The organism is Ideonella sp. (assembly GCF_036277275.1).
In the GTDB taxonomy this organism is placed as follows: domain Bacteria; phylum Pseudomonadota; class Gammaproteobacteria; order Burkholderiales; family Burkholderiaceae_C; genus Ideonella.
Map to the genome: position 1 here is coordinate 57754 of NZ_DASUNH010000097.1, position 10993 is coordinate 68746.

A 10993-nucleotide genomic window follows, 5' to 3' on the forward strand; every position below is an offset into this window, starting at 1 on the left:
CGGCTCGCCGAGCCCGGGGCGCTCAGTTGCCGGCCACCGCCCAGCGGCCCACCGTACCGCGGTAGAGCTTTTTCACCAGGCCCAGCGCACTTTCGAGCGACGACGCGAGGAACAGCACCGCGCCACCGGCGACCTGCGCGATCGTCAGCGGCTCCTTGTTGATCAGGCCGAACAGGCTGGCGAAGACCAGGTCGAGGTTGAAGATCACCGAGGTGCGGGTGCTGCCCACCCGCTGCTGGTAGCGCGTCTGCAACACCACCGCGAGCGCCGTGGACATCACGCCCATGAAGACGATCGCGATCCACACTTCGGTGCGCGCCAGCGGCTCCAGCGGCCGGTTGAACGGGAACCAGGCCAGCGCCACCGTGCCGAACAGGATCTGGAAGAACGCCAGCGCGAGCCGGTTGATACCGCCATGCTGCGACGTGAGCTTGCCGACGATGCAGATGTTCATCGCGATCGCGAAGGCGGCTGCCAACCCCCACGCGTAACCGACGTTCAGCCCATCGAGCTGCGCGCCGAGGAAGACATACGCGCCGACCAGGCCGATCAGCACCGACGCGATGTCGATGCGCGACGGCATGCCCTGCCGCAGCGCCAGCATCACGAACGGGATGAAGACGACGCTCAGCGTCACGCAGAACGCCGTGCTGGCCGACGACAGGTAGCTCAGCGCGTAACTCTGGCTGACGATGTTCAGCGCGCTGAAGCCGCCGAGCAACAGCCCGCCGATCGCCGTCTGCCGATTCGCCTTCAGCACGAAGGGCAGCGCGAACGGCAGCAGCGCCAGCGTGGCGACCAGCGAGCGCGCGAATGCATAGAGCCCCGGGTCGACATGCGCCACCGCGTTGTGCGTCAACGGGAAGCCGATGCCCCAGATCAACGGGATCGCGAAGATCGCCCAAAAGGCGACCCGATCCTTGGCCTTCTCGTTGGCCGCGTCCTCGGCATTCGCGTTGACGGCACCTTCAGCGGTAATCGACATATCCGTAAAAACTCTCAGGTTGATATGACCAAGAGACGGTGCGAGCCGTCTCACCCAACAGCATCTCGGCGCGACGCAGGTCGCGTGTGACCAACAGCCGCTGCAGCCAACGGTCGGTGCCGTCATAGCGCGCCTTGAAGGCGGTGCGGCCGTGCACCGTCTTCAAGTTGTCCAGCAGCAGGATGTCGCCCGGCCCGAGATCGATCTCGGACATGTGCTCGTGCAGCACACGGCGCAGCCGGTCGAGTGCGGCCTGCGCCCGCTCGGTGGTGCCCGCGACGTACTCGTCGTCGTAGGCGATCATCGGCGACATCGCATTGCCGAACAGCACCCGGATCAGCGGGCCGTTGCCGCGGTCCGCATCGTGGTTGCCGAAGTTGTAGTCGACACTGGTGCGGAACCTGAACTCGCTCAACTCCGCGATGTCCTCGGCACTCAGGCGCGGCAGGATTTCATCGACGCCCAGCACGAGCGTCTTCGCCCGCCCGCTCGGGTCGCGCCGCAACCCGGTCAGCAGCAGGTAGTCCGGCTGGACGGGGTGGTAGATGTTTTCGTTGTGCAGGTCCAGGATGATGGCCGAGCTGTCGGACGAGATGTTGGTCTCATTCTTCTTCGACGGCCGCACGTTGTGGATCACAGCCCCGTTGCGTTCCTGGGTATAGCTGAACGGCTCGCCGAGCAGCTTGCCGAGCATCACCAGGTAGAACTCGCTGAAGAAGGTGCCCTTGTTGTTCTCGATCTCGCTGGTGGCCTCGGTGGTGGGCATCAGGTCGGGGTCGGTGGTCGCGCCGCGCAGCAGCAGCCGGCCGCCGGGCGCGCCGCGGCGCTTGAAGTCGAGCACCGGGCGGATGTCCTCGTAGTCGAGCTCGGCAATGGCCTGCTCAGCGTGTTCCGCCGTCCGTTCAAACTCGTGGTAAGGGTTGCTGCGGTTGGCGAAACGCTCGGCAACGTCGGCCCAGCCGGAAATGTCGATGGTGTGGTTCATGGGTCGGAAGAAGCTCATGCAGCGGCTCTGGAGAGTTCGCCACCGTCGATGACGTAGTGGTGACCGGTGATGAAGGCGGCCTCGTCGGAGGCGAGGAAGGCGAAGAACGCCGCGATCTCGGACGGATCGGCATGCCGGCCGAGGGGGATGTTCGCGTTGACCTTGGCGAACATCTCCTCGGTGTATTCGGCCTTCTGCATCGGCGTCATCACCGCCCCGGGGCACAGCGCGTTGACGCGGATCGCCGGCGCCAGCTCGACCGCCATCGTCTGCGACAGCGCCAGCACCGCAGCCTTCGACGCGTTGTAGTCGGCGTAATGCGGAAACGCCGCCAGCCCGTTGACCGACGACATGTTCAGGATCACGCCGCTGGCCATGCGCTTCACCGTTTCGCGGGCGACGTAGAAGATGCCGTTCAGGTTGGTGTCGATCACGTGGCGCCACTGCGCCGGCTCGATGCTGCGAAAGCCCTCGTGCCGCACGCTGATGCCGGCGTTGTTGATCAGCACGTCGATCTGCGGCAGATGACCGTCGACCTCCGCGAAGGCACGGGCCACGGCCTGGTCGTCCGACACGTCGACGACGATCGCGGCCACCAGGCCCGGGATCTCGGCCACGGTTTCATTCAGCGTCTGGCGGTTCTTGTCGAGGATGACGACCTTCGCCCCCTCTTCGACGAAACGCCGGGCCGTCGCCTGGCCGATGCCGCTGGCACCGCCGGTGACGACCACATGCTTGCCTGCCAAGCCTTTCATGTGCATGGTCCTTTCTTCCTTCTTGTTCGTTGAGTGCATCAGGCCTGCTCGTACTCGTTGCGCTCGGGGATGTCGAAATCCACCGGCCAATCGCCGCTGTCGATGCGGCGCTTGATGTACGGAAAGTCGCGGTACAGCTGGCCCAGCAGGTGGTGCCCGACGACCACCGACTCGTCGCTGCGGCCGTAGTGCGGCAGCGTCTGCAACCGGGTCTCGAAGTCCAGGTTCATGAAGAACGGGAAGCTGTAGCGCTCTTCGCCGGTCGCCACCACGCGGTGCAACAGCGACTTCAGCCGCCCGCCGGTCAGGAACTGCAGCATGTCGCCGACCAGCACGATCAGCATGTTCTTGAACACCGGCAAGTGCTTCCAGCGCTGCAGTTGTCTGTCGAACGCCAGCAGCCCGGGCGACGACTGGTGCAGGATCGTGAACAGCTCGTAGTCGGTGTGCGCACCCATGCTGGCGTCGTCGCTGTCCACCAGCACATCGTTGGCCAGGTAGTGGATCAGCCGCAGCTGGGACGCCGGGCGGGTGATGTGCGGGTCGAAGTGCGTTTCGGCCAAGCCCGAACCGCGCGCGATCAACCGCAGGATCTGGCGGCTGATCTCGAAGTTGGCGCCGTAGTAACTGGTCAGCGCCTCTTCCATGCCCGGCACGTGCTGCGGGTAGCGGTTGGGCCCGACCAGCTCGAAGCCTTTGCGCCGGTGGGCCGGCAGCTCCGGTGCGTCGAAGCCGATGTCGAACGCCTCGTATGAGCGGATCTTCTCATCGCCGTAGGCGCCCTTCTCGGTCACCGGCACGTAGCCGCGGTGGTGCGCCGAGTCGCCGATGTAGTAGCCCATCTTGGCAGCGAGCGGCGAAGCGAAGAAGCGCTCGGAGACTTCCTTCATCGACTTGAACAGCCGCGGCGGAATCACCCGGTCCAGACCCGAGAGGTAAAAGTAGCCGTAGGTTTGAAAGGCATCCAGGATTCTTTCCGGTGCCACGGAACCCTCAGCGATCTCCTCATAATCCAATATTGGAAATGAATGAATGACCATTTGATGAACGTAATTCAGTTTCTGCGTCGAATCGACGAAAACCTTCGGACAAAGCGCAGCCCTGCGGATAATTCACCCGCATACAACATGGGCTTTTCGGCACTTCAAACCGAAAGCAGCAAAAGATATTTCCGCGCACTTGGTCGCGAAACCAAGCACAAGCTCGCACCGCTGGTCAAGCCACGATTGGCAACGAGTTCTTGTAGGCCCTCACTTCGTCGGCAACGCCTGAGCAGCCTGGGTGTCAGGCCGAATGCCTGTCACCAGCGGCTGCCCGGCCTTCGCCGAACGCTACGAACTCTTTGACGCTGTCCTGGAATTGTTATGGTCCGGCGCGGCGCGAGCCACCCGGGACCTCATCCTAGTTCAAACCCCGATGCCGGGCTGACCCCTAATGATGGGGATGGCCATGCACCAAAAGAATGCTAGCCGCACCAAGTGCGTTCATAAATATACTGGGTTATTGACACCAGCATGAATATCCATATCCGGATTGGCGTTCACTTCCTTGACATCAAGGCTGGCCGGATTCGTACCAGCGCCCGAGCATCGCGCGTTCCGCGTCGGTGATCTGGGTCGCGTTGTTCAGGGGCATTTGCTTCAGCAGCACCACCTGTTGGTAGATCGCCTGCGCGTGCTGGCGCACCAACGCTTCGGTATGCAGGGCCACGTTCTTGTTCTGCACCTGCGCGTTGTGGCACAGCACGCAGCGTTGGTTGATCACCGTCTGAACACGACCGAACTCGACCATCGCTGGCGCCGGGCCGGTTGCCGGGCTGCCAGAGGGCCTCAAGGCCACGGCCAGCACCGCCAGCAGCAGCACGCCGGCGGCCGCCGCGGCCCAGGGCGGCGCGGTGCCCAGGCGCTTGGCGGCATGGCGCGCGACGAAGAAGTGGCGGATCAACGCGCCCGCCAGCATCAGCGCCAGCAGCACGGCCCAGTTGTGCCGCGCCTGCACCAGCCACCCGTAGTGGTTCGAGATCATCGCCACCAGCACCGGCAGCGTGAAGTAGGTGTTGTGCACGCTGCGCTGCTTGCCGCGCTGGCCGTGCACCGGGTCCACCGGTTGGCCCGCCCGCAGTTGGGCCACCACCTTGCGTTGACCCGGAATGATCCAGAAGAAGACGTTGGCGCTCATCGCGGTGGCGATGGCCGCACCGGTCAGCAGGAAGGCCGCGCGGCCGGCGAACCAATGGCAGGCGAGCCACGACGTCAGCGCCACCAACCCCAGCACCGCCACGCCGACGAGGCGGTCGCCGTGCGGCCCTTGCCCGAGCGTGCGGCAGATCAGATCGTAGGCCAGCCAGAACACGAGCAGAAAGCCAAGCGCCGTGCCAACCGCCGCAGCAGGCGACCAGTCGAAAACCGACTTGTCGATCAGGAAGCTGCCGGCGTTGAACAGGTACAGCACCGTGAACAGCGCAAAACCGGTCAGCCAGGTGCTGTAGCTTTCCCAGTAGAACCAGTGCAGGTGCCCGGGCAGCATCTTCGGGCCGGTCGGGTATTTCTGCGGGTGGTAGAAGCCGCCGCCGTGCACGGCCCACAGCTCGCCGCCCACGCCCTTGGCCTTGGCGTCGTCGTCGCTCGGCGGCGTCAGGCTGGCATCGAGGAACACGAAGTAGAACGACGAGCCGACCCACGCGATGGCGGTGATCACGTGGGTCCAGCGCAGCAGCAGATTGACCCAGTCGAGCCAGTAGGCGTCCATCGTCGTCTTTCGTCAGCTGCCGCGGTAGGTCGAATAGGACCAGGGGCTGGCGAGCAACGGCACGTGGTAGTGCGCCGTCGCGTCGGCGATGCCGAAATCCAGCACCACTTCGCCAAGGAACGGCGGGTCGGGCAATGCGACGCCACGGGCACGGAAGTAGTCGGCCACCGCAAACACCAGGCGGTAGCGCCCGGTTGTCAGCGCCGCGCCGGTCAGCAGCGGGCCATCGGCACGGCCATCGGCGTTCAGCACCAGCTCACGCAGCGGTGCCGGCTCGCCCGCGCGCCACAACGCCACCGCCATGCCGGCGGCGGGTCGACCATGCATGGTGTCGAGCACGTGGGTGGTGAGCTGGCCCATGGTGAAAGCGCGCAGCAAGGGCCACCGCGTGGCCCCGCGCCGGTTGTGGCGATGGGCGCAAAGTGTATACACTTCTGAATACACTGCAAGCCACCCGCCGCCCGATCGACCGCACCCCATGGCCCCGCGCAGCCCCAGCCTGAAGGTGATCCGACCGCCTCGCGCGACCACGCCGCCGGCCGACGACGCGGATGCGCTGACCACCACGCGCCGCATCGTCGATGCGGTCAGCGCGGCCATCGTCGAGCGCCGGCTGATGCCCGGCACCAAGCTCGCCGAGCAGCGCATTGCCGACATCTTCAAGGTCTCGCGCACCGTCGTGCGCCAGGCGCTGAACCAGCTGTCACGCGATCGGTTGATCGTGCTCGAACCGGGTCGAGGCGCGTTCGTGCGCCAGCCCAGCGCCGAAGAAGCACGTCAGGTCTTCGAAGCGCGCACGTTGCTCGAGGCCGGCATGGTCAGGCAGCTGTGTACCCAGCTCACCGAAGCGCAGCTGACGCGCCTGCGTGCGCACCTGGCCGACGAGGCCGAAGCGGTCGCCCGCACCGATGTGCCCGGCCGCACGCGGCTGCTGGCCGACTTCCATGTGCTGCTGGCGCAGCTGCTGGGCAACGACGTGCTGGCCGAGCTGATGGGTGACCTGCTGTCGCGTTCGTCGCTGGTCTCGTTGATGATGCAGTCGGCCCATTCGGCCGAGGAGTCGCACGCCGAGCATGTGGCCATCGTCGAAGCCCTTGCCAGGCGTGATGCCCGTGCCGCCGCCAAGCTGATGAGCGGCCACCTGGGCAGCGTCGAACGCAACCTGCGGCTGCGCCCGCGCAGCGGGGACCTGGCCGAGGCGCTGCAGCCGGCGGCCGCACCGAACAGGAGAAGGCGCGCATGAGCTATCCGAGAGATCTCAAGGGCCACGGTGCCCAACCACCCGACGCGAAGTGGCCGGGCCAGGCCCGCGTCGCGCTGCAGTTCGTGCTGAACTACGAGGAAGGCGGCGAGAACTCGGTGCTGCACGGCGACGCCGGCAGCGAGCAGTTCCTGTCCGAAATGTTCAATCCGGCCAGCTACCCGGCGCGGCACCTGAGCATGGAGAGCATCTACGAGTACGGCTCACGCGTGGGCGTCTGGCGGCTGCTGCGCGAGTTCGAACGCCGCGGCCTGCCGCTGACCGTGTTCGGCGTCTCGATGGCGCTGGAGCGCTGCCCCGAGGTCACCGCCGCGTTCGTCGAGCTGGGCCACGAGATCGCCTGCCATGGCTGGCGTTGGATCCACTACCAGAACCTCGATGAAGACATCGAGCGCGAACACCTGCAACGTGGCCTGGCGATCATCGAGCGGCTGGTCGGCACGACCCCGCTGGGCTGGTACACCGGCCGCGACAGCCCGAACACGCGCCGCCTGGTCGTCGAACACGGCGGGCTCGAGTACGACAGCGACTACTACGGCGACGACCTGCCGTTCTGGCTGCAGGTGCGAAAGAGCGACGGCGCGCTGGCCCCGCACCTGGTCGTGCCCTACACGCTGGACTGCAACGACATGCGCTTCGCGCTGCCGCAAGGTTTCAGCCACGGCGACGAGTTCTTCCAGTACCTGCGCGACAGCTTCGATGTGCTCTATGCCGAAGGCGAGGAGCACCCGGCGATGATGAGCATCGGCATGCATTGCCGCCTGCTCGGCCGCCCGGGCCGCCTGCGGGCGTTGCAGCGCTTTCTCGACCATGTGCAGGCGCACGATCGGGTCTGGATCGCGCGCCGGATCGACATCGCCCGGCACTGGAAGGCCACCCACCCCTTCGATGCGGCCACGGCCTTTGTCTGGGACTGATGCGGATGCTGAGCCTGGAACAACTCAACACCACCGCCACGGCGGGCGAGTTCGCCGCACTGCTCGACGGCGTCTACGAACACTCGCCGTGGATCGCCGAGGCCGCCTGGGCCCGGCGACCGTTCCCGAGCCTGGCGGCGTTGAAGCTGGCGCTGGCCACCGTCGTGCGCGAAGCACCAGTCGAGGCGCAACTCGGCCTGATCCGCGCCCACCCCGAACTGGCCGGCAAGGCAATGATCAGCCGGCGCGTGACCGCCGAATCGTCCGACGAACAGGGCCGCGCCGGTCTCACCGACTGCAGCCCCGAAGAGTTCGATACGTTGCAGCGTCTGAACGCTGCCTACAACGGCAAGTTCGGCTTCCCGTTCATCCTGGCGGTGCGCGGGCCGCGCAGCACCGGGCTCAACCGGCGCGAGATCATCGAGACCTTCACCCGCCGGCTCGACAACACGCCGGCCTTCGAACGCGCCGAATGCCTGCGCCAGATCCACCGCATCGCCGAGATCCGGTTGAACGACAAGTTCGGCGCGGTACCGCTGCAAGGCCGTCAGGCCTGGGACTGCGCCGAGTTGCTGGCCCGGCACAGCGACGTGCAAGACGACAGCGGCGACGCGGTGCTGACCGTGACCTACCTGACCGAAGCGCACCAGGCCTGCCAGGCACAGCTGTTGCGCTGGATGCAGGACTGCGGCTTCGACGACACGCGCATCGATGCCGTGGGCAACGTCGTCGGGGTCTATCACGGGCGCGACGACGTTGCCCCGCGCCTGCTCACGGGGTCGCACTACGACACCGTTCGAAATGCCGGTCGATACGACGGTCGGCTCGGCATCCTCGTGCCCATGATCGCCGTGCGCGAGCTGCACCAGGCCGGCCGCCGGCTCAAGCACGGCATCGAGCTGGTGGCCTTCGCCGAAGAAGAGGGCCAGCGCTACGCCGCCACCTTCCTCGGCTCCAGTGCGCTGGCCGGCAGCTTCAACCCCGCCTGGCTGGACCAGGTCGATGCCGACGGCATCGGCATGCGCGAGGCGATGCGCGCGGCCAAGCTGCCCGCGACGATGGAGGCGATCGCAGCCGAACGGCGCGATCCGGCGGGCTACCTCGGCTTCGTCGAGGTGCACATCGAGCAGGGCCCGGTGCTCAACGAGCTGGACTTGCCGCTGGGCGTCGTCACCTCGATCAACGGCAGCCGGCGTTTCGTCGGCGAGGTGATAGGCACCGCCAGCCACGCCGGCACCACCCCGATGGACCGTCGGCACGACGCGGCACTGGCGGTGGCCGAACTGGCGTTGGTGGTCGAGCGGGCAGCCAAGCGCGAGCCCGACCGGGTCGGCACCGTCGGCATGCTCACGGTGCCGAACGGCTCGATCAACGTGGTGCCCGGCCGCTGCCAGTTCAGCCTCGACCTGCGCGCGTCGACCGACGCGGCGCGCGACGCGCTGACCGACGAAGTCACCGGCGCGCTGCAACGCATCGCCGATGCCCGCGGCCTGCGCTATCGCCTGAACGAAACGATGCGTGCATCCGCCGCGCCGAGCGCGCCCGTCTGGCAGGCGCGCTGGGAAGCCGCGGTGCAATCGCTCGGCCTGCCGCTGCACCGCCTGCCCAGCGGTGCCGGCCACGACGCGATGAAGCTGCACGACGTGCTGCCGCAAGCGATGCTGTTCGTGCGTGGCGGCAACTCCGGCATCAGCCACAACCCGCTCGAGAGCATCACCGACGACGATGCCCAACTCGCCGTCGATGCCTTTCGTCATCTTCTGGAGCAACTCGGATGAGCAGCGTGCACGAAGCCCTCGATGCCTGGATCGACGCCCACTTCGACGAGGAGGTGCGCTTTCTGCAGGCGCTGGTGCAGGTCCCGACCGACACGCCGCCGGGCGACAACGCGCCGCACGCCGAGCGCACCGCCGCGCTGCTGGGCGAGATGGGCCTGCAGGTCGAACGCCACCCGGTCCCGGCCGCCGAGGTGCACGCCCAGGGCATGGTGTCGATCACCAACCTGGTCGTGCGCCACCGCCTGGGGCCCGGCGGCCCGACGATCGCGCTGAACGCCCATGGCGATGTGGTGCCGCCCGGCGACGGCTGGACCCACCCGCCCTACGGTGGCGAGATCGACAAGGGCCGGCTGTACGGCCGTGCCGCGGCGGTGAGCAAGAGCGACTTTGCGACCTACACGTTTGCACTGCGGGCGCTCGCCGCGCTGGCGCCCGGATTGCACGGTGCGATCGAGCTGCACTTCACCTATGACGAGGAATTCGGCGGTGAACTGGGCCCCGGGTGGCTGCTGCGGCAGAAGGTGACCAAGCCGGATCTGCTGATCGCCGCCGGCTTCAGCTACCAGGTGGTCACCGCCCACAACGGCTGCCTGCAGATGGAGGTCACGCTGCATGGCCTGGCTTCGCATGCGGCCTACCCCGACACCGGGATAGACGCATTGCAGGCCGCCAACAAGCTGCTGAGCGCGCTGTACGCCTACAACACCGTGCTGCGAAGCCGGCACTCGAAGGTGCCGGGCATCACGCACCCTTACCTCAACGTCGGCCGCATCGAAGGCGGCAGCAACACCAACGTCGTGCCCGGCAAGGTGGTGCTCAAGCTGGACCGCCGGATGATCCCGGAAGAAGACGCCGCCGAGGTCGAGGCCGAAGTGCGCGCACTGATTGCCGACGCGGTGGCGCAAAGCCCGGGCGTGCGGGCCGAGTTGCGCCGGCTGCTGCTGGCCCGGTCGTTGAAGCCGCTGCCCGGCCACGAGAGGCTGGCCGCCGCCGTGCAACAGCATGCGCAGGCCGTCTTCGGCGAGCCGATCCCCTGTTGCGGCACGCCGCTGTACACCGACGTGCGCCTATACGGCGCGGCCGGCGTGCCGGCGGTCATCTACGGCGCCGGGCCACGCACCGTGCTCGAGAGCAATGCCAAACGGGCCGACGAGCATCTGCTGCTCGAAGACCTGCGCCGTGCGACGCAGGTCGTCGCCCGCAGCCTGGCCGACCTGTTGGTGCCGTGACGCAGGACGCCAGCACCGGGCCAACCGTGAAAGCCCTCACACCGCGGGCTGCGGCGGGCCGCATAGGGGCAAAACACCGGCGGTGACAATGATCGGCGTGCACCGCAGTACCCTGTGAGCGTTGACAACGCCAACTGCCGATGAGCCCTGCCCCTACCCATGAGGCGCCCGGCGCCAGCGCCACGCTCTACCAGCGCTACCTCGCCCAATGCCAGGTCGACGCCGTCGCGCTGCTGGCCCAGGTTTGCCGTGAAGCGAGCAACGCGCCCAGCGGCGGCAGCATCTGGGTCACCCCCGCCCAACGCCAGGCTCGGCAGGAGCTGCCGCTGCTGGCC

General features: G+C 67.0%; 11 protein-coding genes. 5 read left to right on the forward strand and 6 right to left on the reverse strand.

What is annotated here, in order from left to right:
* Positions 1 to 22: 22 nt before the first annotated feature.
* From VFY73_RS16635 to uraH, 6 genes are all read right to left on the reverse strand, one after another.
* Entirely contained in the window at positions 23 to 985 is a 963-nt protein-coding gene (locus VFY73_RS16635; protein ID WP_329720731.1) for a DMT family transporter, read from the reverse strand.
* A complete protein-coding gene (locus VFY73_RS16640; RefSeq protein ID WP_329720733.1) occupies positions 969 to 1970 on the reverse strand; it encodes a TauD/TfdA family dioxygenase in 1002 nt (333 codons plus the stop codon). Before VFY73_RS16640 ends, VFY73_RS16635 begins: the two co-directional genes overlap by 17 nt.
* Positions 1971 to 1984: 14 nt before the next feature.
* Positions 1985 to 2725, reverse strand: coding sequence for an SDR family oxidoreductase (locus VFY73_RS16645; protein ID WP_329720735.1), 741 nt, complete (start codon positions 2723 to 2725; stop codon positions 1985 to 1987).
* Between the two features lie 38 nt (positions 2726 to 2763).
* Positions 2764 to 3765, reverse strand: a complete 1002-nt coding sequence (locus VFY73_RS16650) for an isopenicillin N synthase family dioxygenase (protein WP_329720737.1) — start codon at positions 3763 to 3765, stop codon at positions 2764 to 2766.
* A gap of 514 nt (positions 3766 to 4279) precedes the next feature.
* Positions 4280 to 5473, reverse strand: coding sequence for a urate hydroxylase PuuD (locus VFY73_RS16655; RefSeq protein ID WP_329720739.1), 1194 nt, complete (start codon positions 5471 to 5473; stop codon positions 4280 to 4282).
* A gap of 12 nt (positions 5474 to 5485) precedes the next feature.
* Complete coding sequence (uraH, locus tag VFY73_RS16660; RefSeq protein ID WP_329720741.1) at positions 5486 to 5833, reverse strand: hydroxyisourate hydrolase; 348 nt, start codon at positions 5831 to 5833, stop codon at positions 5486 to 5488.
* Positions 5834 to 5951: 118 nt separating this feature from the next.
* Here uraH and VFY73_RS16665 point away from each other — a divergent pair, with 118 nt between their 5' ends.
* From VFY73_RS16665 to VFY73_RS16685, 5 genes are all read left to right on the forward strand, one after another.
* Positions 5952 to 6716, forward strand: coding sequence for a GntR family transcriptional regulator (locus VFY73_RS16665; RefSeq protein WP_329720743.1), 765 nt, complete (start codon positions 5952 to 5954; stop codon positions 6714 to 6716).
* Positions 6713 to 7651, forward strand: a complete 939-nt coding sequence (puuE, locus tag VFY73_RS16670; protein ID WP_329720745.1) for an allantoinase PuuE — start codon at positions 6713 to 6715, stop codon at positions 7649 to 7651. The genes VFY73_RS16665 and puuE overlap by 4 nt, the downstream gene beginning before the upstream one ends.
* Before the next feature lie 5 nt (positions 7652 to 7656).
* On the forward strand, positions 7657 to 9429 hold the full coding sequence (gene uraD / locus VFY73_RS16675; RefSeq protein ID WP_329720747.1) for a 2-oxo-4-hydroxy-4-carboxy-5-ureidoimidazoline decarboxylase: 1773 nt from the start codon (positions 7657 to 7659) through the stop codon (positions 9427 to 9429).
* Complete coding sequence (locus VFY73_RS16680) at positions 9426 to 10658, forward strand: M20/M25/M40 family metallo-hydrolase (RefSeq protein ID WP_329720749.1); 1233 nt, start codon at positions 9426 to 9428, stop codon at positions 10656 to 10658. The genes uraD and VFY73_RS16680 overlap by 4 nt, the downstream gene beginning before the upstream one ends.
* Positions 10659 to 10798: 140 nt before the next feature.
* A partial coding sequence (locus tag VFY73_RS16685) for a hypothetical protein (RefSeq protein WP_329720751.1) occupies positions 10799 to 10993 on the forward strand: 195 nt, incomplete at its 3' end.